At 72.3% G+C, this 26202-nt stretch carries 26 protein-coding genes and 1 riboswitch; of the genes, 12 read left to right on the top strand and 14 right to left on the bottom strand.

Annotation, left to right across the window (positions count from 1 at the left end; translation table 11 throughout):
* Positions 1-21: 21 nt before the first annotated feature.
* The 5 genes from ACL06G_RS19885 to ACL06G_RS19865 all read right to left on the bottom strand — a co-directional run bounded on the left by ACL06G_RS19885 (position 22) and on the right by ACL06G_RS19865 (position 4258).
* Positions 22-963: an ROK family glucokinase gene (locus ACL06G_RS19885; protein ID WP_412785806.1), complete on the bottom strand. Its 942-nt coding sequence runs from the start codon at positions 961-963 to the stop codon at positions 22-24.
* Between the two features lie 108 nt (positions 964-1071).
* Entirely contained in the window at positions 1072-1560 is a 489-nt protein-coding gene (locus tag ACL06G_RS19880) for a DUF5304 domain-containing protein (RefSeq protein ID WP_412785807.1), read from the bottom strand.
* Between the two features lie 40 nt (positions 1561-1600).
* Entirely contained in the window at positions 1601-2902 is a 1302-nt protein-coding gene (locus ACL06G_RS19875) for an ArsA family ATPase (RefSeq protein WP_412785808.1), read from the bottom strand.
* Complete coding sequence (locus ACL06G_RS19870) at positions 2892-3383, bottom strand: SRPBCC family protein (RefSeq protein WP_412785809.1); 492 nt, start codon at positions 3381-3383, stop codon at positions 2892-2894. The genes ACL06G_RS19875 and ACL06G_RS19870 overlap by 11 nt, the downstream gene beginning before the upstream one ends.
* 113 nt (positions 3384-3496) lie before the next feature.
* Complete coding sequence (locus tag ACL06G_RS19865; RefSeq protein ID WP_412785810.1) at positions 3497-4258, bottom strand: metallophosphoesterase family protein; 762 nt, start codon at positions 4256-4258, stop codon at positions 3497-3499.
* 139 nt (positions 4259-4397) lie between these two features.
* On the opposite strand from ACL06G_RS19865, the gene ACL06G_RS19860 reads away from it, so the two are divergent.
* The 5 genes from ACL06G_RS19860 (at position 4398) to ACL06G_RS19840 (ending at position 10395) form a co-directional block, all read left to right on the top strand.
* A complete protein-coding gene (locus ACL06G_RS19860) occupies positions 4398-5813 on the top strand; it encodes a GNAT family N-acetyltransferase (protein ID WP_412785811.1) in 1416 nt (471 codons plus the stop codon).
* A gap of 285 nt (positions 5814-6098) precedes the next feature.
* A complete protein-coding gene (locus ACL06G_RS19855) occupies positions 6099-7907 on the top strand; it encodes an AMP-dependent synthetase/ligase (protein ID WP_412785812.1) in 1809 nt (602 codons plus the stop codon).
* Between the two features lie 87 nt (positions 7908-7994).
* Positions 7995-9344, top strand: coding sequence for a class II 3-deoxy-7-phosphoheptulonate synthase (locus ACL06G_RS19850; RefSeq protein ID WP_412785813.1), 1350 nt, complete (start codon positions 7995-7997; stop codon positions 9342-9344).
* 155 nt (positions 9345-9499) lie between these two features.
* Positions 9500-9787 carry a (2Fe-2S)-binding protein gene (locus ACL06G_RS19845; RefSeq protein ID WP_412785814.1) on the top strand — a complete coding sequence of 96 codons (288 nt, stop codon included), beginning with the start codon at positions 9500-9502 and terminating at the stop codon, positions 9785-9787.
* Positions 9788-9978: 191 nt separating this feature from the next.
* On the top strand, positions 9979-10395 hold the full coding sequence (locus ACL06G_RS19840) for a DUF7144 family membrane protein (protein ID WP_412785815.1): 417 nt from the start codon (positions 9979-9981) through the stop codon (positions 10393-10395).
* Between the two features lie 66 nt (positions 10396-10461).
* Here the strand turns inward: ACL06G_RS19840 and bfr are convergent, their stop codons facing one another.
* Entirely contained in the window at positions 10462-10941 is a 480-nt protein-coding gene (gene bfr / locus ACL06G_RS19835; protein ID WP_412785816.1) for a bacterioferritin, read from the bottom strand.
* A gap of 169 nt (positions 10942-11110) precedes the next feature.
* Here bfr and ACL06G_RS19830 point away from each other — a divergent pair, with 169 nt between their 5' ends.
* Together ACL06G_RS19830 and ACL06G_RS19825 are read left to right on the top strand one after the other, a co-directional pair.
* Positions 11111-11734, top strand: coding sequence for a sulfite oxidase-like oxidoreductase (locus ACL06G_RS19830; RefSeq protein WP_412836434.1), 624 nt, complete (start codon positions 11111-11113; stop codon positions 11732-11734).
* A 92-nt stretch (positions 11735-11826) separates the two neighbouring features.
* Complete coding sequence (locus ACL06G_RS19825) at positions 11827-12684, top strand: alpha/beta fold hydrolase (RefSeq protein WP_412785818.1); 858 nt, start codon at positions 11827-11829, stop codon at positions 12682-12684.
* Between the two features lie 14 nt (positions 12685-12698).
* Here ACL06G_RS19825 and ACL06G_RS19820 read toward each other — a convergent pair whose 3' ends face one another.
* The 7 genes from ACL06G_RS19820 to thiO form a co-directional block, all read right to left on the bottom strand.
* Positions 12699-13178 (bottom strand): DUF4396 domain-containing protein, encoded by a 480-nt coding sequence (locus ACL06G_RS19820; RefSeq protein WP_412785819.1) that lies wholly within the window; start codon positions 13176-13178, stop codon positions 12699-12701.
* A 43-nt stretch (positions 13179-13221) separates the two neighbouring features.
* Positions 13222-14109 carry a deoxyribonuclease IV gene (locus ACL06G_RS19815; RefSeq protein ID WP_412785820.1) on the bottom strand — a complete coding sequence of 296 codons (888 nt, stop codon included), beginning with the start codon at positions 14107-14109 and terminating at the stop codon, positions 13222-13224.
* A gap of 29 nt (positions 14110-14138) precedes the next feature.
* Complete coding sequence (locus ACL06G_RS19810; RefSeq protein ID WP_412785821.1) at positions 14139-14948, bottom strand: transglycosylase SLT domain-containing protein; 810 nt, start codon at positions 14946-14948, stop codon at positions 14139-14141.
* Between the two features lie 324 nt (positions 14949-15272).
* Complete coding sequence (gene pknB, locus ACL06G_RS19805; protein WP_412836433.1) at positions 15273-17183, bottom strand: Stk1 family PASTA domain-containing Ser/Thr kinase; 1911 nt, start codon at positions 17181-17183, stop codon at positions 15273-15275.
* Between the two features lie 140 nt (positions 17184-17323).
* Positions 17324-18187, bottom strand: coding sequence for a thiazole synthase (locus ACL06G_RS19800; protein WP_412785823.1), 864 nt, complete (start codon positions 18185-18187; stop codon positions 17324-17326).
* Between the two features lie 4 nt (positions 18188-18191).
* Positions 18192-18416 carry a sulfur carrier protein ThiS gene (gene thiS / locus ACL06G_RS19795; protein ID WP_412785824.1) on the bottom strand — a complete coding sequence of 75 codons (225 nt, stop codon included), beginning with the start codon at positions 18414-18416 and terminating at the stop codon, positions 18192-18194.
* Positions 18413-19609 (bottom strand): glycine oxidase ThiO, encoded by a 1197-nt coding sequence (thiO, locus tag ACL06G_RS19790; protein WP_412785825.1) that lies wholly within the window; start codon positions 19607-19609, stop codon positions 18413-18415. Before thiO ends, thiS begins: the two co-directional genes overlap by 4 nt.
* Positions 19602-19714, bottom strand: a riboswitch (TPP riboswitch). It overlaps the preceding gene by 8 nt.
* Before the next feature lie 145 nt (positions 19715-19859).
* Between thiO and ACL06G_RS19785 the strand changes: the two genes are divergently transcribed.
* From ACL06G_RS19785 to ACL06G_RS19765, 5 genes are all read left to right on the top strand, one after another.
* Entirely contained in the window at positions 19860-21044 is a 1185-nt protein-coding gene (locus ACL06G_RS19785; RefSeq protein ID WP_412785843.1) for an NAD(P)/FAD-dependent oxidoreductase, read from the top strand.
* 33 nt (positions 21045-21077) lie between these two features.
* Entirely contained in the window at positions 21078-21443 is a 366-nt protein-coding gene (locus ACL06G_RS19780) for an Rv2175c family DNA-binding protein (protein ID WP_412836432.1), read from the top strand.
* 109 nt (positions 21444-21552) lie between these two features.
* Positions 21553-22251, top strand: a complete 699-nt coding sequence (gene thiE / locus ACL06G_RS19775) for a thiamine phosphate synthase (RefSeq protein ID WP_412785827.1) — start codon at positions 21553-21555, stop codon at positions 22249-22251.
* Between the two features lie 60 nt (positions 22252-22311).
* Positions 22312-23220 (top strand): methylenetetrahydrofolate reductase [NAD(P)H], encoded by a 909-nt coding sequence (metF, locus tag ACL06G_RS19770; RefSeq protein ID WP_412785828.1) that lies wholly within the window; start codon positions 22312-22314, stop codon positions 23218-23220.
* Between the two features lie 72 nt (positions 23221-23292).
* Positions 23293-24441, top strand: a complete 1149-nt coding sequence (locus tag ACL06G_RS19765) for a hypothetical protein (RefSeq protein ID WP_412785829.1) — start codon at positions 23293-23295, stop codon at positions 24439-24441.
* Positions 24442-24492: 51 nt separating this feature from the next.
* Here ACL06G_RS19765 and ACL06G_RS19760 read toward each other — a convergent pair whose 3' ends face one another.
* Entirely contained in the window at positions 24493-25881 is a 1389-nt protein-coding gene (locus ACL06G_RS19760) for a phytoene desaturase family protein (protein ID WP_412785830.1), read from the bottom strand.
* Positions 25882-26202 lie beyond the last annotated feature (321 nt).

Below are 26202 nucleotides of genomic sequence, written 5' to 3'. Positions count from 1 at the left end.
TACGCCGCCGGCCGCCGCGGATCAGCCCTGACGCGCCAGGTCGGCCGCACCCACCAGGCCCGCCTCGCCGCCGAGTTGGGCGGACAGCACTTGAGCGTGGGGGCGCCAGTTGCCGCCCACCAGCCACCGTCGGAACGACTTGCGGATCGGGTCGAGCACCAGATCGCCCTCGTCCGACACGCCACCGCCGACGATGAACGCCGACGGGTCGAACAGCGACGCCAGATCCGCCAGCCCGGATCCCGCCCACCGGGCGAGCTCCCGGAAGGCGTCCACCGCGACCGGGCACCCGGCCCGCGCCGCCTGACTGACGTGGCGGCCCTCGATCCCCTCGGGGGTGCCGTCGCCCAGACCGAGCAGGATCTCCGCGTTCTCGGGTGTCGCGGCGGCCCGCTGCCGGGCGTACCGGACGAGTGCGCGGCCCGACGCGTACTGCTCCCAGCAGCCCTGGCTGCCGCAGCCGCACAGCAGCCCGTCCGGCACCACCCGGATGTGGCCGAACTCCGCAGCCACGCCGAATCGGCCGCGGTGCAGTTTGCCGCCGATCACGATGCCGCCGCCGAGGCCGGTGCCCAGCGTGATGCACACGACGTCGTCGTGGCCCTGGCCCGCGCCGAAGCGGTACTCGCCCCAGGCCGCGGCGTTCGCGTCGTTCTCGACCACGACGGGCAGGTCGACGCGCTGCTCGACCTTGTCCTTCAGCGCTTCGTGGCGCCAGTCGATGTTGGGGGCGAACAGCACCGTGGCGCGCTTGTCGTCGACGTACCCGGCCGCGCCGATACCGACCGCCTCCACCGGATGGTCGGCACCGACCGTGCGGACGGCGTCCGCGAGAGCGTCGACGACGCCCTCGGCAGTGGGCGGGGTCGGAACCTTGCAGGTGTCGAGAATCGAGCCCTTCTCGTCGACCACTCCGGCCGCGATCTTGGTGCCTCCGATGTCGACGCCGATGGTGAGTCCCATGTGTCCCTCAGTTGTTCCGTCGATCCCCGCTGCGCACGAGGGTACCCGAGGAGGTGTGGCGCACAGCACGCCGTGCGCCGGCCGGGCGCGGGCGCCGAGCGGCGCGGATCAGTCCAGGTCGATGCGTTCCGGCCCGGGCGGCCCCTCGCCGTCGTCAGGGCGCGTCGTGCCGTCCGTGCCGTCCTTCGGGGGCTTCGGCTCCTGCGGGCCGGGCCCCGACGACCAGCGCTGCTCCTGCCCCTGCACGGCGGCCCGGTACGCGGCCGCCAGTTCGGTGCCCGCGGCGGCCAGATGGTCGAAGACCTGCGGGTTCCGCTCCATCACCGGCTCGACCGCGGCACGTGCCCGGTCGAGGAACTGCTCCGCGAAGCCCTGCACGGCGAAGGCGCCGGCGTTCCCGTTTCCGCTCCGTCCCCGGCCGGCGAACCTCTCCGAGACGGCGTCGGCGAGCTTCCTCAGCTCCTCGGCAGCGCTGACGGGCTGCGGCCCGTGTGCGGACCGGTGGCGGTCCCGTTCGGCAGCGAGATCCTCCGCGCAGGCCTCGCCCCAGGGGTCCGCGTCGTCGTGTGCGCCGGGGCGCTCGGAGGCATCGCTCATCAGGACTCCCGGTCCGGGGATTCGGTTTCTCCTCCCGACGTTACCCGACCTCACCGTCCCGGGGCCGCGGACCGGAGGCCGCGGGAGCGCCGGGCCCTCGGGCGCCACCTCGGAACGGCCACAGGTCCGGGTCCGGCTCGAGACGCACGCACAGTTCGCCCCTCTCGAAGGCGGCCCCCACCACCCGGCAGCGTCGCAGTGCGGAGGGCAGCGGCACGGCGCGCCGGTGGGAACCCACCGACAGCAGCAACTCGTCACCGCGCCGCACCAGCCCCAACTCCTCCTTGCGCGCACCGGGCAGTGCCAGACGCAGCCGCAGCATGCCCTCCGTGGCGAGGCGGTCCTCCACCACCGGGCCGTTCCTCCGGGCGGTTGCCGGAGCCCGGTCGGTGAGGCGCGCGAGTCCCGCCCGCTCGGCCAGAGCGGTGAGGGCCTCGGCACCGCGCGGCGACCGTCCCAGGTGCGGCACTTCCCGGACGGGGAGAGCCCGTTCGGGTCCCCGGAGGGCCTTCACAGCGGCCTGCTGTTCACCGGAGAGCCCGGCGAGCCAGGCGTCCCGGGTGCCGGTCGGCAGCATCCGGTTCGCGACCACCGCCTCCAGGCGCAGGCCGTGCAGCGCCAGCGCGGCACGCACTGTGCCGAACCGTCCGGCGGTGAGCGGACCGGGGTCGACGACGTACTGCACCGTCGTCCTCTCGGACTCCAGCAGGGCCTGTACGCGGGTCAGTTCGCCGAGGAAATCGTCCGCTGCGGCGTACAGCGCGTCAGAGGGCATCGGGACGCCGGCCAGTTCCGCGAGCATCGGGCGGAGCGCCCGTGCGGCCTGCTTCTGCGGCGGCAGCAGCCGGTCGGTCAGGCGCCGCACCTGCGCGGGGAGGGCGAGGGTGTGCAGCGCCTCCGGCACCGCCGGCAGGTCGACGACCAGCGTCTCCCACGCACCGGAGGCGGCGGCGGTGCCGAGTGCGCGGAGGAGGGCGAACGCGGAGGCGCCCGGCAGGGGGACGAGTTCGTCGTCGTCGAGCGGCTCCGCTCCGGTGAACTCCCAGAGGGCACCGGCCTTTCGGCGCATGGCGTCCGCCAGTGCGAGCAGTTCCGCGTCGGGGTCGGTCCGTGCGGCCCACAGGCCCGGTAGTACTTCGGCGGGACGTCCCGCCGGTACGTCCGTGCCCAGGACGCACTCCGCGACTCCGGCCTCCTCGGTGGTCAGCAGCAGGGTGCGCCCGCCCCGCTGTCCGGCCGAGAGCGCGGTCGCGGCGGCCACGGTCGTCCGGCCCGCTCCACCGGGACCGGCGACCAGGACGATCCGCGGGGCCGGCGGGTCGCCGTTCGGGTCAGTGGGCATCGCCTTTGGCGGGGCCCCCGCCCTCGGCGCCGGGCTGCCCGGCGCCCGACTCCACCCGCTTCTTCAAGCCGTCCAGGGCGCGGTCGATGATGACCTTCTCCGCCTTGCGCTTGATCATTCCGAGCATCGGGATCTTGACGTCCACCGTCAGTTGGTACGTCACACGGGTGCGGCCACCGCCCACCACCGGCTCCAGGCGGTACAGGCCGTCGAGCGCGCGCAGCATCTGCGAGGTCACCAGCGACCAGTGCACCTCGTGCTCGCCGACCCAGTCGTAGGCGAGGGTGTGTTCGTCCCGGATGGCCCCGGCGTCCAGCAGCAGCCGCACCTGCTCGGCACGGCCCTCGGCGTCCGTGGAGAGGACCTCCGCCTCCTTCACCTCACCCGTCCACTCCGGGTAGCGCGCGAAGTCGGAGATCACGTTCATCACTTCGGCCGGTGCCGCCTCGATGATGATGCTCGAGCTGGTGTGTTCCGCCATCGCCCTGGCTCCTCGCTTGCTCCGGGTACGGTACCGCCGCCGCGCGCCCTCCGGCGTGCGCCGCCGGCCACCGCGCGCCGTGGCAGGCTACCGCGCGGGCCGCGCCGCCACGCTCACCACTCCAGCACCCAGGGCACACCGGAGTGGTTGAAGTGGCCCACGTTGACGCATTCGGTGTGGCCGAGACGCATCCTGCGGGCCAACGGCTGGTGGACGTGCCCGAACAAGTGGTAGCGAGGCCGCACCGTGCGCACCGCCTCCAGCAGGGCCGCACTCCCGCGCTCGAACCGGCGGGCCACCGTGTCGTAGCAGAGTTCCGGCACCTCGGGCGGGATGTGCGAGCACAGCACGTCGACCTCGCCGAGGGCGGCTACCTTCTCGGCGTAGGTCTCCTCGTCGATCTCGTACGGCGTGCGCATCGGCGTGGGCAGTCCGCCGCCGACGAAACCGAAGCGCAGGCCGCCGATGTCGGCCGTCTCGCCGTCGAGGACGGTGGTGCCGGGTCCGGCGAACTCCGGCCAGAGCGGCGGGACGTCGACGTTCCCGTACGTCGCGTACGTCGGCTCCGGGAAGGCGGCGAACAGATCCGCGTACTGCCGGCGGACCGCGGCCTCGGTGGCGGCGCGGCGGTCGACGCCCTCCCACAGCCGCGCGGAGAACGCGCGTGCCTCCTCGAAACGGCGCGCGGTGCGCAGGGCGACGATGCGGTGGGCGTTCTCCACGCCGAACAGGTCGGGGAAGATGCCGCGCGAGTGGTCCGCGTAGTCCAGGAAGAGAACCAGGTCGCCCAGGCACACCAGGGCATCGGCCCCGTCACCGGCCTTCGCGAGATCCGCGCTGTTGCCGTGCACGTCGCTCACCACATGGACCCGCATGAACACAGCGTAGAGGGTCGCCGACCGCTTCCGTTCCGTGAGTGCCCGGGCATGCTGCGGAAACACGGCCGGGGCATCCCGAACACCGCCGAAACACGCTGCTGATCGCTGTGGCACACGCGTCACGGATCGTGGCCGCATGACCTCTCCTCCCGTCGTTCCGCCCGCCGTCCGGAAGCAGACCGGCCACAGTGGTCCCCGCGGATCGCACTGGCGGCGCCACCTGATCGACCTGGCCGCACTGTTCACCGCGGTGACCGTGACGGACCTGGCGGCGAAGGCCGTCGTGGGCGGCCCCCACGGCGCCGGCCTGCTGGCGTCGGCGGCCCTCGTGCTCGTGGTGACGGCGGGCGTGCACGGCTGGTGGTCCTGGCGCAGGACGCACGCCTCCGCAGACGTCGCACCTCCGGTGCCCGACCCGGTCGGTGAGGCCCTGTGGCGGTTGCGTGCCACCGTGCGGGAGGAGCCCGGCGCCCTGGCAGCGCTGTGCTCCGCCCTGGCGGACGCCCGGATCGACGTGCTCGCGGTGCAGGTGATGCCGCTCGGCCCGGAGAGCGGCGACGGTACCCCCTTTGCGGGTGGTGCGACGCGCGCCTCCGAAGCCACGGTGGACGAACTGCTGGTACGAGCCCCAGCCGTGCTGGTGGAGGACGATCTGATGCGGATGGTGGCCGGGGCGGGCGCGGCCGGGGTCGTCGTGGTGCGCGCCGACGTCCGCGACCTGGTCGACGGGCCGACCCGGGCCCTCGAGCTGGCCGCGCGGGTCGCCGGGGACCCCGCGGCCCTGTCACCTGCTCTGCAGCGTCTCCTCGGCCCTTGCACGGTCCGTTCCGTGCCGGACACCACCCCCGGGGGAAGGCCCCGCGAACCGCGTTCCTCGCGCGACACGTTCGAGCCGCACCGACTACGCCTCGGCGACCCCGCGGGAGGCGTGCTGGTGGTCGAACGGCCCCGGGCGCCTTTCACTCCGGTCGAGTACGCCCGTGCACGGGCGCTGGTCGCCCACGACCGTCGGCCGTCCCGCAGGCGCTGGGACGTGACGGCCGGCGACGGCTGCGCACTCGTCCTCAGAAGCGCGGACACGCACGACCTCGCGGCGGTCCGGGCGCTGCACGCGCGGTGCTCCCGGCAGAGCCTCGCCGCGCGCTACCACGGTCGCGTCGCCGACCTGGACACCCTGCTGGGGCGGCTGCTCTCGCCGCGTTCCGGGCGGACGCTCGTCGCGGAGAACGCCTCGGGGCGGGTGGTCGCGGTCGGACATCTGCTGTGGGACGGCACCGAGACCGAGGCTGCTCTGCTGGTGGAGGACGCCTGGCAGGGGCGTGGCGTCGGCAGCGGGTTGCTGCGGCAACTGGTCGCACTGGCCTGGGAGGACGGCTGTTCCGCCGTGTACGCCGTCACCGGTGTCGCGAACTCAGCCATGGTCGCCGCGGTGCGCGGGCTGGGCCTGCCGGTCCGCCACCGGGTCGAGGACGGCACGGTCCGACTCAGCGTCCGCCTGACGCCGCTTCGCCGGGACGGGCGGGGTGAGGTGGGCCACGCCCCCTGCGTGTGACGTGAGCACGCCTGATGCACATAGAGTGGACTCCGTCCTCCACAGCCCTCTCACCTGCGGTGACTTTCCGGGCGCTCCGCGCGTGCATTAGCCTGCGGGAGCGGAGGGCCGCCCGAGGCCCACCTGCGATGTGACGCACGGAACATCTGACCGGGGCCTCTACCCCAGGACCTTTACCAGTGGGTAACGTCCGGCCAGTCATCTTTTCCGGGATCTTGAGGGTCCCGGTGAAACGCGGACGGTGTCCGGCCGCAGGGCCCGTCCGGCGCCGACGAGGAGCAGCAGTTGCGCGAGTTCAGTCTTCCGGCCATGTACGAGGTCCCCGCGGACGGCAATCTGACGGATCTCATCCGCCGGAACGCGGCGCAGCACCCGGACGTACCGGTGCTCGCGCGCAAGCAGGAAGGCCGCTGGGAGGACGTCACGGCGGCAGCGTTCCTGGAGGAGGTCCGCTCTGCCGCCAAGGGGCTCATCGCCGCGGGTGTCGCCCCCGGTGACCGGGTGGGGCTGATGTCCCGCACGCGCTACGAGTGGACGCTCTTCGACTTCGCCATCTGGACTGCCGGGGCCGTCACCGTTCCGGTCTACGAGACGAGTTCCCCCGAGCAGATCGCCTGGATTCTCGGCGACTCGGGTGCCGCCGCCTGCCTCGTGGAGACCGAGGTGCACGGCAAGGCGGTCGAGGCGGTCCGCGACCGCCTCCCCGAACTGCGCCGCGTCTGGCAGATCGACTCCTCCGGGGGGCGGGACGGCGCGGTCGCCGAACTCGCCGCCGGGGGCGCCGAGGTGACGGACGAGGCCGTGGACACGGCGAGTTCGGCCGCGGGGGCCGACGACCCGGCGACCATCGTCTACACCTCGGGCACGACCGGCCGTCCCAAGGGATGCGTGCTCACCCACCGCAGCTTCTTCGCCGAGTGCGGAAACGTCGTCGAGCGGCTCAGCGCCCAGTTCCGCACGGGCGAGTCCTCGGTGCTCCTCTTCCTTCCCGTCGCGCACGTCTTCGGGCGGCTGGTACAGGTCGCGGCGGTGATGGCGCCGATCAAGCTCGGGCATGTCAGCGATGTGAAGACCCTCACCGACGAACTGGGTTCGTTCCGGCCGACGCTGGTCCTCGGCGTGCCGCGGGTGTTCGAGAAGGTCTACAACTCGGCGCGGACCAAGGCCGCGGCCGACGGCAAGGGCGGTGTCTTCGACAAGGCGGCGGAGACGGCGATCGCGTACAGCCGGGCGCTGGAGCAGCCCGACGGCCCGTCACTGGCCCTGCGGCTGCGGCACAAGCTGTTCGACCGGCTCGTCTACCGCAAGCTGCGCGCCGTCCTCGGCGGCCGGGCCACCCACGCCATCTCGGGCGGTGCGGCGCTGGGCGAGCGGCTCGGGCACTTCTACCGCGGCATCGGCTTCACCGTCCTCGAGGGATACGGCCTGACGGAGTCCTGCGCCGCGACCGCGTTCAACCCCTCGGACCGCCAGAAGATCGGCACGGTCGGCCAGCCGCTGCCGGGGTCCGTCGTGCGGATCGCCGACGACGGCGAGGTCATGCTCCACGGCGAGCACCTGTTCACCGGGTACTGGAACAACGAGACCGCCACGTCGGAAGCGCTCTCCGACGGGTGGTTCCACACCGGAGACATCGGCACCCTCGATGCGGACGGCTACCTGACGATCACGGGACGGAAGAAGGAGATCCTGGTCACGGCAGGTGGCAAGAACGTCGCTCCGGCGCTGATCGAGGACCGCATCCGCGCCCACGCGCTCGTGGCCGAGTGCATCGTCGTCGGCGACGGACGGCCCTTCGTCGGCGCCCTGCTGACCGTCGACGAAGAGTTCCTGCCGCGGTGGGCGGAGGAGAACGGCAAGGCGGACCTCTCCCACGAGGCGCTGCTGTCGGACCCGGACCTGCTGGCCGAACTGCAGACCGCCGTCGACACCGGCAATGCCGCCGTCTCCCGGGCCGAGTCGGTGCGCAAGTTCCGTCTCCTGCAGACCCAGTTCACCGAGGAGTCCGGCCACCTCACTCCGTCGCTCAAGCTGAAGCGCGGTGTGGTCGCCAAGGACTTCGCCGCCGAGATCGAGGAGCTCTACGCGGCCTGACGGCCCACCGTGCCGTGCCCGACGCGAGGTGTCTCACCAGGCGGGCACGGCACGGAACCGGCGGGGGGACCCTTTAGGCTGGACTGCGTGACCGTGAACGCTGAGACCAGCACCCCGACCGCCACCTGGCGTGATCTTCCCGCGGCGCAGCAGCCGGAATGGCCGGACCACCAGGCTCTGCGCGACGTGATCGCCGAGCTCGAGTCCTATCCGCCCCTCGTCTTCGCCGGGGAGTGCGACCAGCTCAAGCAGCGGCTCGGCGCGGTGGCCAGGGGTGAGGCGTTCCTCCTGCAGGGCGGCGACTGCGCGGAGGCCTTCGACGCGGTCTCCGCCGAGAACATCCGCAACAAGCTGAAGACACTCCTTCAGATGGGTGCCGTGCTCACCTACGCCGGCTCGGTGCCCGTGGTGAAGGTGGGCCGCATCGCGGGCCAGTACAGCAAGCCCCGCTCCAAGTCCACGGAGACCCGGGACGGCGTGACTCTGCCGAGCTACCGGGGCGACTCCGTCAACGGGTTCGAGTTCACCGAGGCGGCCCGTCTCCCGGACCCCGAGCGGCTGAAGCGGATGTACCAGGCGTCCGCCGCCACGCTGAACCTGGTGCGCGCCTTCACCACCGGTGGCTACGCCGACCTGCGCCAGGTGCACGCCTGGAACCAGGACTTCGTCCGCAACTCGCCCTCCGGCCAGCGCTACGAGGCCCTGGCCCGCGAGATCGACCAGGCCATGAAGTTCATGCATGCCTGCGGCACCGACCCGGAGGAGCTCAAGACGGTCGAGTTCTATGCGTCCCACGAGGCGCTGCTGCTCGACTACGAGGGTGCGCTGACCCGCACCGATTCCCGCAGCGGCGATCTGTACGACGTGTCCGGCCATATGGTCTGGATCGGTGAGCGGACGCGTCAACTCGACGGGGCTCACGTCGAGTTCGCTGCGCAGGTGCGCAACCCGGTGGGGGTGAAGCTCGGGCCGACGACGACGCCCGAGGATGCCCTGGCGCTGATCGACCGGCTCGATCCGGACCGGGTGCCGGGACGTCTGACCTTCATCACGCGCATGGGCGCGGACCGGATCCGCGACCATCTGCCGCCGCTGGTGGAGAAGGTCACCGCTTCCGGGGCCCAGGTCGTGTGGGTCTGCGACCCGATGCACGGCAACACCTTCGAGGCTGCCAGCGGGCACAAGACGCGGCGCTTCGACGACGTGCTGGACGAGGTCAAGGGGTTCTTCGAGGTGCACAAGAGCCTCGGTACGCACCCCGGCGGCATCCACGTCGAGCTGACGGGCGACGACGTGACGGAGTGCGTGGGCGGTGGCGACGAGATCTTCGTCGACGACCTGCACCAGCGCTACGAGACCGCCTGCGACCCCCGCCTCAACCGGAGCCAGTCCCTGGACCTGGCCTTCCTCGTGGCGGAGATGTACCGCGACCAGTGAGACGTTCCACGTCTCCGTGAGACACCCGTGGGGCCCGCGTCGGGAGGTGTGACGCGGGCCCCACGGCCGTCCGGTGGACGCCCCGAGGGAACTAAGGTTAGGGTTACCTCAGTCCCATGGCCGGGACGCCCGCGCCCCGACGGAGGTGAACCCGCGTGTACGTCTGCTCCTGCTTCGGCATCACCGAGCAGCAGGTCCGCGCGCACGCGGACGCGGGCTCGTGCACTCCGCGACAGATCGCCTCCGCCTCCAAGGCCGGCACCGACTGCGGCTCCTGCGTCCGCCGCATCCAGGGCATACTCGGCCGCGGCAGCTGCCCCCGCCGTGAGGTTTCCGCGGACGAGGCCGCGACCGTGCCCGCCGCCGTCCCTGCGGCCCTCCCCGCGGACCGCGCGCTCCCGGAGATCGCCGCTCCCGCGGCAGTCCGCGCCCCCGCGGCCTGACCGCGCCTCCCCGGCCCTCCGCAGCTCCCGGGCAGAGCGGTGCCCCCGAATCTGCGACAGGCCGTGCGCATGCCGATTTGCGGCCCCCCGTCGCGTGCGGAGAATTTCCTCGTAGAGGCGACCGTGGTCGCGTGCCTTTCGGCGAACCGGCCCTCGTGCCGCCGTGGCGCTTGCTCACTCAGGGAGGAATCATGGCGCACACCATCCGCGAACGGCCGGTGGACTACGGTCTGGCCGGCGGCATCACGGTCTTCGCAGCGGTCATGCTGCTCATCGCCGGCGTGCTCGACCTGCTCCGGGGCGTGATGGCGATCGTCAACGACGCCGTCATCGTCACCACCCCCGACTACACCTTCCAGTTCGACACCGAAGGGTGGGGCTGGGTGCACCTGGCGGTGGGAGCCGTCGCCGTACTTGTCTCGTTCGGTCTGTTCCGGGCCAACTTCTGGGCCCGCGTGGCCGGAGTGATCATGGCCGGGCTGGTGATCGTGTCGAGCTTCCTGTCGTTGCCCTACTACCCGGTGTGGTCGGTCGTACTGATCGCCATGTGCGGCTTCGTCATCTGGGGTCTCTGCACCGTGAGGAGCGAGCCCGACGGGGCCCGCTGAGACGGCCCCGACCCCGGACCGTGCGGAGGCGGACACCGCGTCCGCCTCCGCACGTGCCGCGTCCGGTCAGCCTTCGGGCTGCTCCACGAGCTGCGCGATGTACAGCGGCTCGCCGAGCTTCTCGATCAGTTCGAGCTGGGTGTCCAGGTAGTCGATGTGGTGCTCCTCGTCCGCCAGGATGTCCTCGAAGAGGTTCGCCGAGGTGATGTCGCCCTTCGTTCGCATCACCTCGATCCCGCGCCGGAGGCGGTCGATCGCCTCGACCTCGATCTGGCGGTCGGCCTGGAACATCTCCGTCACCGTCTGCCCCACCCGTACGTGGAAGAGGCGCTGGTAGTTCGGAAGGCCCTCCAGGAAGAGGATGCGGTCGGTCAGCCGTTCCGCGTGCTTCATCTCGTCGAAGGACTCGGCGCGGGTGTACTTGGCGAGCTTCGGCCAGCCGAAGTTCTCCTGCATCTTCGCGTGCAGGAAGTACTGGTTGATCGCTGTCAGTTCGGCGGTCAGCTGTTCGTTCAGAAACTCGATGACCTCGGGGTCGCCCTGCATCGCGCGGACTCCTTCCAGGGAAGATAAGCGCTGGTTGCGGGCATCCTCGCACCCGGGCCACCCCGATTCCAGTAGCCACGGCTCTCCGGTCGGGCCTCCTCGCAGTTCGGGCGCGGGCCGCCCCGGGGCTGCTTTCGGCAGCCGTGTCCCGGTCTGTCACCATGAAGGGATGGGTCGGTCCGAGAGCCACGGGACGGGGAAGGCGTCGCTTCCCCCGGGGCAGCGGCTCCAGCGCGGCTGGCCGGTCACCCACTACGGCCCCGTTCCGAAGTTCCGCCCGCAGCGCTGGGAGTTCCGGGTCTTCGGCGCCACGGCCGACGGCGACGAACACTGCTGGTCCCATGAAGAGTTCAGTGCTCTCCCGTACGAGACGGTCACCGGGGACTTCCACTGCGTCACGAAGTTCAGCATGATCGGCGCGGAGTGGGGCGGGGTGAGGGCCCGCACCGTCGTCGCTCTCGCGCCGCCGGCTGCGGAGGCCACGCACGTCATGGTCTGGGCGGAGTACGGCTTCAGCTCGAACCTCCGTCTCGCCGATTTCACCGACGGGCAGGTCGTCTTCGCCACGCACCGGGGAGGCGAGCTGCTCACGGCCGAGCACGGCTTCCCGGTCCGCCTGGTGGTGCCGCATCTGTACGCGTGGAAGGGCCCCAAGTGGGTCCGCGGGATCGAGTACATGACCGCCGACCGCCGCGGCTTCTGGGAGGAGCGCGGTTACCACAACATCGGCGACCCCTGGCGCGAGCAGCGCTACAGCTACCAGGAGGAACCCGGGGACGGCCCGGATCCGTAGCCCGGGTCGCCGGCGGCCGTTCCGGGGCGCGGCCACCCGGCCCGCAGAGCTACCCTCGAAGAGGAGCAGCCCCGTCCCTGGGGGTCGGATTCATGTCCACCACCGACGTCTCCCCGCTCCCGGCCGGTGAGGACCGTTACACCCTGCTGCACGGCCTCGGGTACCACTACCGTGACGTGGGAGAGCGGGACGCCCCGGCCGTCGTCCTGCTCCATGGACTGATGGGGCACTGCCGGGAGTGGGACATCCTCACCGCGGCGCTGGCACGCCGGTTCCGCGTGCTCGTGCCCGACCAGCGCGGACACGGCCGTTCGGACCGGACCGCCGCGTATTCCGCTGCGGCGATGGCGGGGGATGTCGTGGAACTCGCCGAACGCGCGGAGGTGCCACGCCTGCATCTGGTGGGCCACTCGATGGGGGCCGTGATCGCGGCACTCGTCGCGGCCGACCACGCCGATCTCGTCGATAGACTCGTCCTGCTCGACGTCGGGCCGGACAGCTTCGCCTCGCCCTGGGCGCGACGGGCGTTCCCCGCCATGCTGCGGGCGCTGCGCGAGGCCTCCTACGCCGACGCCGACGAAGCCGTGCGCGACTGGCTCGTCGGTGACCCACTGGCCCGTGAGGCCCTGGTCAGGAACGTCGTCGTGCCGAACCTGGTGCCCCGGTCCGACGGCCGACTGGTCTGGCGCTTCGACGCCTCCGGCCTCGTCCGTTTCGGCACGGAGGGTGTGACCGAGCCCAGGATGTGGCGGGCGATCGAGCGCATCGCCGCGCCGACGCTGGTGGTGCGCGGCCGGTACAGCGAGCTGTTGGCCCCGGCCACGGCCGCCCGCATGCTGGACCGGCTGCCCCACGGCAGCCTCGCCGAGATCCCCGACGCGGCCCACGACCTCGGGGTGCAGCAGCCCGAAGCCGTGGCCGCCGCCGTCCTGCCGTTCCTCACGCGCTGACCGCAGGGCGGCCCTCAGTGGTAGGCGTGCGCGACGGCGTGGCCCTTGCCGCGGGCGATGAGGGCCTTGTTGACCGGAGTAGTGACGAGGAAGGCGACCACGAAGGCGACCCCGAGGCTGATCCAGAAGAGCCACTCGGACAGATGCGCGTCCATGGCGCCGGGGACCATGAGGACCACCGAGTTGTCGACGAGTTCCATCACCACGATGGACACGGTGTCCGCGGCCAGCGCCACCTTCACCGCTTCGCGGAACGGAACGCGGGCGCGGAGGACGGCCCACATCGTGAGGCTGTAGCCGAAGACGAAGGCGAGCACGATGGCGAGCGCCATCGTCGGGGCGTTGTGCCAGGCCAGCGCGGTGCCGATCACCATGCCGAGCACCTCGCCGATCGCGCAGCCGGTGAGGCAGTGCAGGGTTGCGCGCGCAGCGGTGGGCCAGGGCGAGGAGGCGTGGCCGCTGTGGGCAGTGTGGTCCTGGACGTCCGGTTCCATCGCGTCGGGCTCTCCTTCCGTGACGGTGGGTGGAACGCCCCCGTCAACCGGTATACCCCTCCCGGGTATTCCTGAGTGCCTTCAACCGGGCGATGTCGGCCGCGTGGCCCGCCTTGCCGCCCGGTGTCTCGATGACCAGTGGTACCCCGTCGGTGGCGGGGTGACCCATCAGAGCGGCGAATGCCGGGTCCCCGATGTGACCGGAGCCGATGTTCGCGTGCCGGTCCTTCGCGGCGCCGCAGACGTCCCGCGAGTCGTTGGCGTGCACCAGACGGAGCCGTCCGGGGCCGACGACCGCGACCAACTCGTCCAGGGTCCGCTCCACCCCGCCGGGCCCTGCCAGGTCGTGCCCCGCGGCGAAGACGTGGCAGGTGTCCAGGCACACACCCAGCCGCGGGTGGCGGTCGAGCGCGTCCATGTACGGCCCGAGCTCCTCGACGAGCGAGCAGACCGACGCCCCCTGGCCGGCCGTCGGCTCCAGCAGCAGCCACGGGTCGCCGTCGTGGGTGAGCTCGTCGAGGAGCGGCAGCACCAGCTCCCGCACCTGCGCCAGGGCGACGCCCCGGTCGCGGCCACCGGTGGCGGAACCCGTGTGCACCACGACGCCCCGCGCGCCGATCTCTCTCCCGCGCTCCAGGGAATGCCGCAGCGAGACGACCGACCTCGCCGCCGTCGCCGCCGTGTGGGACGCGACATTGATCAGATACGGCGCGTGGACGAACGCGGGGATGCCGCGTTCGGCGCAGGCGGCGCGGAACGCCTCGTCCTGTGCCGGGCGTCCCGGATTCGTGGCCCACCCGCGCGGGTTGGCGACGAACACCTGGACGGCCTCCGCGCCGATGCCGGTGGCGTAGGAGACGCCTTCGGCGGCCAGGCCCCCGGCTACGGGGACATGGCCGCCGATGGGATTGCGGTGCTGCGTTGCGATCACCGCACCAGTATGGCGAGGGCCGATCGGCCTCAGTACGCCGAGTCGACGTTGTCGATCGTTCCGTAGCGGTCCGCGGCGTAGTTGCAGGCGGCCACGATGTTGGCGACCGGGTCGTACTGGTCCCAGGCCGTGCCCTGGACGTGGTAGGCGTCGAAGGTCGGCTTGATGACCTGCAGCAGCCCCTTGGACGGAACGCCGTTCTGGGCGTTGATGTCCCAGTTGTTGATGGCCCGGGGGTCGCCGCTGGACTCGCGCATGATGTTGCGGTGGATGCCCTCGTAGGTACCCGGAATGTTGTGCTTGTCCATGATGGACAGCGCCTCACGGATCCAGCCGTCCAGGTTGTTCGGGTAGGACGGCTTGGCGGCCTTCTTGACCTCGGCGCGCTTCTGGCTGCGATCGGCCTTCCGCTCGGCCTTCCGCTTCTCGGCGGCCTCGGCGGCGGCCTTCTGCTTCTTCGCCTCCGCGGCAGCCTTCTTCTTGGCCGCCTCGGCCTTCTTCTCGGCTTCGGCGTCCGCCTTGATCTGCTTCTGGACGGTGTCGAGCTGCTGCGCTATGCCGTCCCGCTGCTCGCCCGCCTGCTTCGCGTGCCCGCTGAAGGCGACGGGAGTGGCGGTGACCTTGGTGGCGGTGCTCTGGGACTCGTTGCCGGCGTCGGCGGATCCGGGCACCAGGGTCAGGGCCATCGCCGCGGCGCCGGCGGTGGCGATCCCTGCGACGGAGTACTGCTTGGCCTTGGCCGAGTTCCGGAGGGTGTTCAGGTCGACCTTCTTCAGGGACCGGAGCGACTTGCTGGTGAGCGAGGTGATCTGCGTGATCGGAAGGTTGAAGCGAGGCATGGTGCGTGCGGGCCTTTCGATTGCGTGACGGTCGCCAAGCCGAATGGCGGCGCGCCGCGTTCTGTCTCACGGCGCCATGCGACGTCGGCAATTCTTAGAGCACCCGAAAACGCAGATCAAAAGTGTGACGTACTATCCCGTTTCGTGAAACTACCGCCACCGAACGGGGCAAAAGGGGCACATGTGCCGCTCAGGGGGTCGATCGGACTACTAAGCAACCCCGTACGTGACGTGCGTCCTATGTGCGGGCTCACAACGGGCGGCCCCTGCACCCACTGTCGGTGCGGTTTTCCGAACCCGCGGTGAGCGGAGAGCAGGTCCGTCTCAGCGCACCCAGAGCGTGATCTCGGAGCCGCGAGGTGCCTCGTCCCCGGCGTCGGGGTTCTGGTTGAAGACGGTGTCGCCGAGGAAGATGCGCCGCACCCGCACCGTGAACCCGGCATCCTCCAGCGCCGTACGCGCCTGGTCCAGGCTCCGCTCCTCGACATCCGGGACCTCGACCGGCTCCGGTCCCTTGGAGAGGGTGAGCGTGACGGTCTCGTCCTCGGACGCCTTCGCGCCGGCCTCCGGCGACTGGGCGGCGACCGTGCCGGGAGGCCGGCCGGAGTGCACGCGTTCCGGGGCGATGCGGACCTTCAGTCCCGCGTCGGTGAGGGCCTGGTGGGCCGCACGCCGGCTTCGGCCTGCCACGTCGGGAACCTCGATCTCGCGCCCCTCGGACACCGTCAGGCGCACCGCGGAGCCGGGGCGCTTCCCGGTGCCCGCCGCCGGCTCGGTGCGGATCACCGAGCCGCGGGCGACCGCGTCGTCGAACCGGCGCGAGACCAGCCCCGGTTCGAGTCCCGCCTCCTTCAGGGCGCTGCGCGCCTCGGCGAGCGGCGTACCTGTCAGCTCCGGCACCTCCACCGTCCTCGGGCCGCTGGAGACCACGAGCGTCACCGCCCGGTTGCGGCGGACCCGTTCTCCCGGTTCCGGATCACTCGCGATGACGTGTCCGCGGTCCACGGTGAGGCTGTGGTCGTGCTCCACGCGCACGTCCAGGCCGGCTTCCCGCAGTTCGGAGCGGGCCCGTTCCTCCGTGAGCGACAGCACGCCCGGAGTGCGGACGAACTGCCCGGAGCCGATGTACCACACGCCCGCACCCAGCAGCACGGCCAGGAGCGCCACGAGCGAGACCACCAGGAGCCGTCCGTGGCGGCGGTTCTGCGCGCCGTGCGACGGGGGACCGGCAGGTGGTTCCTCGACCGCAGGAGAGGGGAAGCGGGCCGTGCGTTCCACGGCGGTCGCGTCGACGGCCCCGACGGGACGGGGCAGGACCGTGGTCAGGTGCTCGGTACCGGACGGACCGAGGTCCCGCGCCTGCGGCGGCATCACGTCCAGTTGCTCCTCGGTGAGGCCGTCGCGCACGGTCCGGCACTCGGAGAGGAGGGCCACCGCGTCCTCCGGCCGCTGCCCGGCATCGCGCGCCGCGGCGCGTGCGACCAGGGCGTCCAGGGCCGGCGCGAGTCCCGGGGCCAGAAGCGACGGAGGCGGCACGTCGACCTGGAGGTGTTGGTAGAGCACCTGGGCGGGCGTGTCCCCGCCGTGCGGCTTCGCGCCGGTGAGCATCTCGTGGAGCACCACGCCGCAGGCGTAGAGGTCGCTGCGGGGGTCCGAGACGCCGTGCTCGATCTGCTCGGGCGCCAGGTAGGAGACGGTTCCGAGGAGGGAGTCGGTGCCGACCGAGGTCTGCCCGCCCACGGCACCCACCAGGCCGAAGTCCGCCACCTTCACCCGGCCGTCGTCCCCTATCAGCACGTTCTCCGGCTTCACGTCCCGGTGGACGAGTCCGGCGCGGTGGGCGGCCCCGAGAGCGGCGAGCACCGGCTCCAGCACGTCGAGGGCGGCGCGGGGCTGCAGCGCTCCGCGTTCCCGGAGGACGTCGCGCAGCGTGCAGCCGTCGACATACTCCATCGCCAGGTACACGTGCTCCCCGTCGTTGCCCTGGTCGAACACGCCGACGACATTCGGGTGCGCCAGATGGGCGGCCGAGCGGGCCTCGCGGGTGAACCGGGCGACGAAGGCCTGGTCGGTCGCCAGGGACGGGTGCATCACCTTGAGCGCCAGGACGCGGTGCAGGCGGGTGTCCAGGGCCCGGTAGACCGTGGCCATGCCGCCCACCGCGATCCTCGCGTCCACGCGGTACCGGCCGTCGACCATGCGGCCCACGAGCGGGTCCTGAAGGGTGCTGTCCACGGGCCTGAGTCTACGAGGCCGCCGGCGCACCACCGGGCACCCCCGTCGCCCGGTGGCGTACCTGCAGCAGGACGGTGACGCGGAACCACTCCTTCCGTGACCCGCGCCACACGGATCGGGTGCGACGGCCCACGGCACGCCTACCGGAAGGCGGGACGCTCCGGGTCGAGTTCGGCGACGCCGTCCAGGGGGGACGAAGCAGTGGCGTAGCGCCGTTCCGGAATGCGGCCGGCGCGGTGCGCGAGGCGTCCGGCCGCCACGGCATGGCGCATCGCCTCGGCCATCAGCTCCGGGACTCGTGCCCGCGTGACGGCCGAGGCCAGCATGACGGCGGCGCAGCCCAGTTCCATCGCCCGGGCGGCGTGCGAAGCCGTTCCCGCACCGGCGTCGAGAATCACCGGGACCGTCACGCGCTCCGTGATCAGCGCGAAGTTGTGCGGGTTCCGGATGCCGAGACCGGATCCGATCGGCGACCCCAGCGGCATGACGGCCGCACAGCCGATGTCCTGGAGCCGCTGTGCCGTCACCGGATCGTCGTTCGTGTACGGCAGCACGGTGAAACCGTCGTCCACCAGCGTCTCCGCGGCCTCCAACGTCGCCGACGGGTCGGGCAGCAGCGTGTGCTCGTCCGCCACGACCTCCAGTTTCACCCAGGCGGTGTCCAGCGCTTCCCTGGCCAGTCGTGCCGTCAGCACCGCCTCGCCCGCCGTTCGGCAGCCCGCGGTGTTGGGCAGCACGCCGATGCCGTGCCGTCGCAGCACCGTCAGCACCGAACCCTGCACGGTCGGGTCGACCCGGCGCATCGCCACCGTGGTCAGTTCCGTGCCCGAGGCGAGCAGCGACCGCTCCAGGACCTCCAGGCTCGGCGCACCCCCGGTCCCCATGATCAGGCGCGAGGAGAAGGACGTGCCCGCGATGACCAGCGGGTCCCGAGCCGGCCCGCCGGCCGGTCCGGTCTCCTCCGCGCCCCGGTGGACGTCGGACGTCGTTGCGGAATCGGTCACCGGGTCAGCCTCCCTGGACTGCGGTCAGTATCTCGACGCGGTCACCGTCGGCGAGTTCCTCCTCGGGCCAGCGGCCGCGCGGCACGACGGTCTCGTTCACGGCCGCCGCCACACCGGAGGGCGCGGCCGTCAGTTCGGCGATCAGGACGTCGAGTGTGCTGCCCCGCACCAGCCGGCGCGGCTCGCCGTTGACGGTGACCCCGACGGTGGCGGTGGACGAGGCGGTCACCGTGCAACCCCTTCGCGCGGTGCGCGTCGCGCTCCCACCGGGGGCACGAAACGCAGAGGGGTGAACGGCTCCGCCACAGCGGGCGGTTCACCGGACGTCAGCACGTCCGCCATGGCGTCCCCCGTCACCGGGGTCAGCAGGACTCCGTTGCGGCCGTGCCCGCTCGCCAGATGCAGCCCCGGGACGCGGGTGGCTCCCAGGAGCGGTGCGTTGTCGGGCGACATCGGCCGCAACCCCGCCCGGCTCTCCACCAGCGGAAGTTCCGTGATGCCGGGCACCAACGCATGGGCATCGCGCAACAGCTGGTAGACGCCGCCCGCGGTGACGGTCGTGTCCCAACCCAACTCCTCGCTCGTGGCTCCGATGACCAATTCGCCGTCCCGGCGCGGAACCAGATAGACGGCTGCCCCGCGTACCGTCGCGCGCACCGACCGGGAGAGGAACGGTGCCTGGGCGGCGGGCACCCGCAGCCGCAACACCTGGCCCTTGACCGGCCGGACCGGTGGAAGGGCGTCCTCCGGCACGCCCTCGAGCCGCCCGCTCCACGAGCCCGTGGCGACCACGGTCTGCTCCGCGGACACCTCGGTCCCGTCGTCCAGCACGGCCCCACGGGCCCTGTCCCCACTCACCGTCAGCCGTGCCGCCGATGCGTGACGGAACCGCACACCGGCCCGGCCGCATGCCTCGAGCAGCGCCGCGGTGAGCCGGCGGGGGTCGACCTGGTGGTCGTCGTCCACCCGGAGACCGGCCCGAACCGATGCGGCGAGCATCGGTTCGATGCTCCGGCACTCCCGACCGGTCAGCCACTCGGAGCGCAGCCCGTAGCGCTGCTGGAGCGCGTGCACCTCCCGCAGCGCGGCGCGGTCGTCGGAGTCGAACGCGACGGCCAGGGTGCCGTCCGTCCGGTAGGCGGTCTCCTGCCCGCTTGCCTCCTCCAACTCCCTTACGAAGTCCGGCCACCGGTGTGCGGAGGCCAGGTTGAGCGCGAGCAGCGTCTCCTCGCCGTGATGGAGTTCGGTGACGGCCGCGAGCATGCCCGCAGCCGCTCGGGACGCACCACTGCCGGGCTCCGGATCGACCACGGTGACGCTCGAGCCGCGCTGCGCCGTGCGCCAGGCCGTGACCAGCCCGACCGGACCGCCGCCCAGGACCAGGACGTCGGGCCGGCGGGCGGCGTTGCCGGAGGTGTGCACGGTTGCTCCTCCCTTCGCCGGAATGACCCGGATCAGGTTCGTACGGTCGGAGGCCGCGCCAGCCTCCCTCTCAGCCCGGTCGTCCGGGCTCCCGCGGTGTCGACGTACGCCGACCAGCCTACTCGGTGCCGTGCACCGCGTCAGGCTCCGCCCGTCGGGGGCCCGGTGCCCGGCCCCGTGGCATGCCTACAGTGGCGGTGTGGGAGCCAAGGACACGCGGAAGCACGGCGTCGTGATCGTCGGAGCGGGCATGGCGGGAGTGCAGACTGCCGTCCAGTTGCGGGAACAGGGATGGGCGGGCCGGATCCGGCTGCTCGGGGCGGAGCCCCACCGGCCGTACGACCGGCCGCCGTTGTCCAAGGCCGTGCTGCTCGGCAAGGAGGCGGATTCCGCCTTCGACATCGACTTCGATGCACTCGGCATCGACCTCGAACTCGGCACCCGCGCCACCGCCCTGCGTGCGGATTCCGGGGTGCTCGCCACGGACCGCGGCGAGGTCCGCTACGACGCCCTCGTGCTCGCCACCGGAGCGGAGCCGGTGGCGCTCCCCGGCAGCGAGGACGTGCCCGGCATCCACCTGCTGCGGACCCTTGACGACGTGCACCGGCTGCAGCCCGTGCTCGCCGGAGGACGGACCGTCGTGGTGGTCGGCGCCGGGTGGATCGGCGCGGAGTTCACCACTGCAGCCCGGGAGGCGGGCTGCGAGGTCACCGTCGTGGAAGCGGGCGACCGGCCGCTGCCCGGTGTGCTGCCGCCCGCCGTCGCCGAGCCCATGCGCGACTGGTACGCGCGCAGTGGAGCCCGGTTGCGCACCGGGGCGGCGGTGTCCTCGGTCGAGCCCGGCGCGGTCGTTCTCGCCGACGGCGAGCGGCTGGCCGCCGACGCCGTGGTCGTCGGCGTCGGAGCCCGCCCCGCCACCGGCTGGCTCGAGGGGTCCGGGGTCGAGTTGTGCGCCGACGGCTCGATCCGCGGCGACGCACGCCTGCGCACGTCCCTGCCGGGCGTCCATGCCGTGGGCGACTGCGTGTCCTTCCCCTCGGCCCGGTTCGGGGAACGCCTGCTGGTGCACCACTGGGACAACGCACTGCAGGGGCCGGTCGTGGTCGCCGCCGCGCTCACGGCGGAACTCGGAGGGAGGCCGGCGGAAGCCGCACCGGTCCACGACCCCGTGCCGTACTTCTGGTCGGAGCAGTTCGGCCGTTTCGTGCAGTACGCCGGCCACCACGGCGAGGACGACCTGCTGCTGCTCCGGGGCGATCCGCGGGAGGCCTCCTGGTCGGCCTGCTGGCTGCGTGACGGGCGTCTCGTCGCGCTGCTCGCCGTGGGACGCCCCCGCGATCTGACGCAGGGGCGGCGGCTCATCCGGCAGGGCGCCGTGCTGGACACCACTCTGCTGGCCGACGCCTCGCTCGCCCTGAAGAAGGCGGCACGGTAGTGGCTGTCGGCGCCAGGTGGCAGGCTGGTGACCGTGACCGAGATTGACGAGAAGACCGATGCGCTCGTTCCCGCCTGGCTCACCCTGCCCGACATCGCCGAACGGCTGGACGTCGAGGTGACGCGGGTGAGGCAGCTGGTCAAGGAGGGCCAGCTGATCGCCGTGCGGAGGGGCGAGAACCGCGTTCTGCAGGTGCCTGCGGACTTCATCGGCGAAGGAAGGATCATCAAGGGACTGGCCGGCACCATCACGCTGCTCCGGGACGACGGCTTCACCGACGAGGAGATGCTCGAGTGGCTGTTCACCTCCGACGACAGTCTGCCGGGCACGCCGGCACAGGCACTGCGTGAGAACCGCGGCACCGAGGTGAAGCGCCGGGCCCAGGCCCTGGCGGTCTGAACCCCGGCCGCCCCGGCGCCGACCGCACCCCGCACCCGACGTTCGCCGGGGTGCGGGCCGCCACGCTGCGGCCAGCACCCCGGCACGGCTCTCTGGAGACACGCCACCCATGGCCGGCAGCCCCCGCACACGCCTCGCCGCATCCCGGCTCTACCTGTGCACCGACGCCCGCAAGGAGCAGCAGGACCTGCCCGAGTTCCTCGACGCGGTGCTCGGCGGCGGGGTCGACGTCGTGCAGCTCCGCGACAAGAGTCTGGAAGCCAAGGAGGAGCTGGAGCATCTGGAGGTGTTCGCCGACGCCTGCCGCCGCCACGGGAAGCTGCTGGCCGTCAACGACCGTGCCGACGTCGCCCACGCCGCTCGCGCCGACATCCTCCACCTGGGGCAGGGCGACCTGCCGGTTCCGGCGGCCCGCACCGTTCTCGGCGACAGGTCGGGCGACGTCCTGATCGGACGCTCCACGCATGCCGAGGCCGAGGTGGACGCGGCCGTCGCGGAGCCCGGGGCGGACTACTTCTGCACCGGCCCGTGCTGGCCCACCCCGACCAAGCAGGGGCGGCACGCCCCGGGACTTCCGCTGGTGCGGTACGCGGCAGCGCTCGCTCCGGCGCGCCCCTGGTTCGCGATCGGCGGTATCGACCTCCGCACGCTGGACGCGGTGCTGGAGGCGGGCGCGGAGCGAGTGGTGGTGGTGCGCGCCCTGACCGAGGCGGACGACCCCGCCGCCGCGGCCGCCGAGCTGTCGAAGCGCCTGCGGGAACGGCCGATCGTCCACTCCGTGGACGCCGGGCGTCCGGAAAGCGGATGAGAGGCGCCTGTCCTTCGCCGCTACCGGACGCGGTCTTGAAGCTGCGGATAGCCTGCACATATGGCCCTTGGGACTACATCCGTCAGGACAGAGCGCACACCGACCATTCGTGACCTGCTGGCCTCCGGCAGGCGCTCGTACTCCTTCGAGTTCTTCGCACCGAAGACGGAGAAGGGCGAGCGGACCCTGTGGAACGCCCTGCGCCGGATCGAAGCCGTATCGCCCACGTTCGTGTCGGTGACCTACGGCGCCGGCGGCAGCTCGCGGGAAGGCACCGTCCGCGCCACCGAGCGGATAGCCAACGAGACCACCCTGACACCGGTCGCCCACCTGACCGCGGTCAACCACTCCCGCGCGGAGCTCCGGCACGTCATCGGCTCCTACGCCGACGTCGGCATCCGCAACGTCCTCGCGTTGCGCGGCGACCCGCCCGGCGATCCGATGGGGGAGTGGGTCAAGCACCCGGAGGGCGTCACCTACGCCTCCGAGCTGGTCGAACTCATCAAGGAATCGGGCGACTTCTGCGTCGGTGTGGCCGCCTTCCCGGAGATGCACCCGCGGTCGACCGACTGGGACACCGACATCCGCCACTTCGTGAACAAGTGCCGCGCCGGAGCCGACTACGCCATCACCCAGATGTTCTTCCGCGCAGAGGACTACCTGCGGCTGCGGGACAGCGTCGCGGCACGGGGCTGCGAGACGCCGATCATTCCCGAGATCATGCCGGTGACCAACGTGCGGCAGATCGAGCGGTTCGCCCAGCTCAGCAACGCCTCCCTGCCGCCGGAGCTCACGGAGCGGATCCTTGCCGTGCAGGACGATCCGGCAGCGGTACGCTCGGTCGGAATCGAGTACGCCACGGAACTGTGTGCGAGGCTTCAGCAGGAAGGCGTCCCCGGCCTCCACTTCATTACGCTGAACCATTCCACGGCGACACTCGAGATCCATCAGAACCTCGGTCTCCATTAGGGTCGGACGTCATGTCCGGGGTCCGGCGGGATCCGGGTGCACCAACCGAGCGGCAGCAAGGAGAGGGCGGACATGGGCTGGACGGTCCTCTACGCGGCGTTCGGGGTGGTGGCGCTGTGGCTCCTCGGTGAGGTGCTGCTCCAGTACAAGGCGCGGCTGCGCTGGCGGCTCCTGGCCTTCGCCGGCTTCGCCACGGTGGTGGCCGGTGTCGTCGTCCTCTCCTCGGTCGTCGTGATCGCCCTCGGCGCCGCCGCCTTCGCCGTCGGGCAGACCTTCGTCACGCTGTCCTACCGCCGCGGCTTCACCACCGGCTGGGCACTGGGCGGCATGCCCGGCTCCAGCAGGCGGCGCCGGGAGGGCCCCGTCGCCGCCGAGGACACAGCGCCGCAGGAACCGGAGTCCGCCGATGCCGAGGACCGGTTCGCGGAGGCGGAACCGTACGGGGACGGTGAGGCCGACCCGTACGGTGACTCCGGTCCGGACCCGTACGGTGACTCCGGTCCGGACCCGTACGGTGCGCCCGGCCCGGAGCCGTATGGGGAGCAGGAGTTCGATCCGTTCGGCAACGACGCGGCAGGCCCCGGCGCCCCGCAGGGGTACGACCCGTACGACATGCCTGCGTACGCGCCGCAGCCCCTGCCGGAGGAGACCGGGGAGTACGGCGCGTACGACCCCGGCGAGCCCCTGCCGTACGCGCCTGCGGCCGACGTCGGCCAGGTGCAGCAGGAACAGCACCAGTACGCCCCGTACGCCGGATTCGACTCCGGGCAGTACGGCTACGACCCCTACGACTCCGGGTACCCCGCGCAGGAGGGGTACCCGAACCAGTTCCCCGACCCCGGCTACGCCCCCCAGGACGGCGCCTGGGTCCCGCAGCAGCGGGAGGCCGAGCAGGTTCCCGCTCCTTTCCAGGACGGGTACGGCTACGACGCCGCCGGGTACGGCTACACCCCGGCGGGAGACGGCTACGGCGGCTACGGGCAGGCTCCCTACGGCGGCTACGAGCAGAACCTCCCGTACGGCGGCTACGGAGAAGCCGCCTACGGCGGGAGCGACGGCTACGGCTATCCGTACGCCGAGGCCGCCTACGGCACGGACCCCCAGGCCTCCTACGGCAACGAGCCGTACCCCGGCCAGGGCTACGGATACGAAGGCGGTGCGCCGCCGGGCTACGACCCGGCGGCCGGAGGATACGGCTACGACGAGCAGCGCGGCTACTGAATCCGATCCCGCACGCCGCGACCGCGTGCGGAACAGGGCGTGCTGCCGGGCTCAGGCGCTCCCGCGCCAGTCCTTCCCCTCCACCAGCAGACCGGCCGCGAGGGCTCCCGACATGCCCGCATGCGCGAGTCCGCCTCCGGGGTGGGCCCAGCCGCCGGCGCGAAAGAGGCCCGAAGGAGACCCGGGCAGGTTCGCGTCCCGCAGACCCTCGCCGCCGTCCCCGGCGAGAGCGGGAGGGGGGACCGCCCCGCCCGGGGAGCCGGTGTGGATCGCGTAGTCGGCAGGTGTGACCGCCTCCCACCACAGGAGGCGCGGGCCCAGGCCGAGTCCGGCCGCGTCCGCCCGGGCGATGAGCTCCCGTGCCGTGCGTTCCGGTGCGGCCACCGGACCCGGCGGCACGCTCACGGTGAGCACCGCCGACTCGTGGTCCTCGTCGGGCACCAGGGCCGGGTCGCCAGGCCGCAGCACCGTCAGCAGCCGTCCCCCGGCGTCGTGGAGCAGCGTGCGGTGCGGTGTGCCCTCCGGGCGCGCCCCGCGCAGCGCCAGCAGCACCGTGAAACGCGACCGGACGCCCGGCGCGTCGGGCCGGGGCGAGCCGGGCGCGACGACGGCGTCCGCGTCGAGCTCCTCGCCGTCGGCCAGGGCCACCCCGGTCACGGCTCCGGAGGCCTCCCGCACCCCAGCGACCCGGGTGCCGAACCGGAACTCCACACCCCGCTCGCGGCAGCGGTCGTGCAGTGCCCGCGCCAGCTCCCGCATGCCGCCCCGCACGTACCACGTCCCGAAGGTCTGCTCCAGATGGGCGAGGACCGCGGCGCTGGCGGGGGCCCGGGCCGGATCGATGCCGTGGGACCGCGCACTGCCGCACAGCAGAGCCGCCAGTCGCGGGTCCCGCAGCTCGTCCGCGGCCACTCGGGCCAGCGTCGGCGGCCGCCGACGCAGCAGGCCCCGGCGCCGTCGGACGGGGTAGGGGTCCTGCGGAACGGGGGCGTCCTCGTGCAGGGGTTCCTCCAGCAGCGGGCGGCGGGTGGCGTCCCACGTCGTGGCGGCCCGGCCGAGGACGGACTGCCACTGCGCCCCGGAGCCGGAGCCCAGCGCGGAGTCCAGGGCGGCGGCCACGCCGCCGTGCGAGAAGCCCGGCAGTGTCACGCCGGTCCCGTCGGCGAACACGTGGCGGGCGTCCGGGTCGACCCGGCGCAGGTCCACGCAGTCCTCCAGGCCGCGGCGTCCGGTCTTGAGGAACAGGTCCCGGTGGACGGCGGGCAGGTGCAGCAGTCCCGGGCCCGTGTCGAAGGCGAAGCCGTCCCGTTCGTACCGCCGCAGGGCTCCGCCGTAGGTGTCGTTCGCCTCGAGGACCGTGACCCGATGTCCGGCCGTCGCCAGCCGCGCCGCGGCTGCCATGGCTCCCGTGCCGGATCCGATCACCGCGATGCCTGCCATGGGCATGGACCCTATCGGCAGGCCGGAGGCCTGTTGAGCACCGGTGCGCACCGCCTGAGTACGCGTACCCAGGGTGGGGTTTGAGTACCGGAGCGGATGGGACGGGCCCGCCGGGAGCGGCAGAGTGTGAGGCGTGGCAGGGAGCGACGACGAACCGCCGGCACGGGGCGGCGGAGCGTCGGAGCCCCGGTCATGCACCGGGGGAGACCGTATTCGGGGGATACGGGGGATACGGGGGACGGGGGAGACGTGGGGGGGGGGGGGGGGGGGGGGGGCCCCCCCCCCCCCCCCCCCCCCCGGCGGGGGCCCCGCGGGCGGCCC

Origin of the sequence: Streptomyces callyspongiae, assembly GCF_047200695.1 — a bacterium.
Taxonomy (GTDB): Bacteria; Actinomycetota; Actinomycetes; order Streptomycetales; family Streptomycetaceae; genus Streptomyces.
The sequence above is the reverse complement of the archived record's forward strand: the minus strand, read 5'-3'. Positions and strand labels throughout refer to the sequence as shown.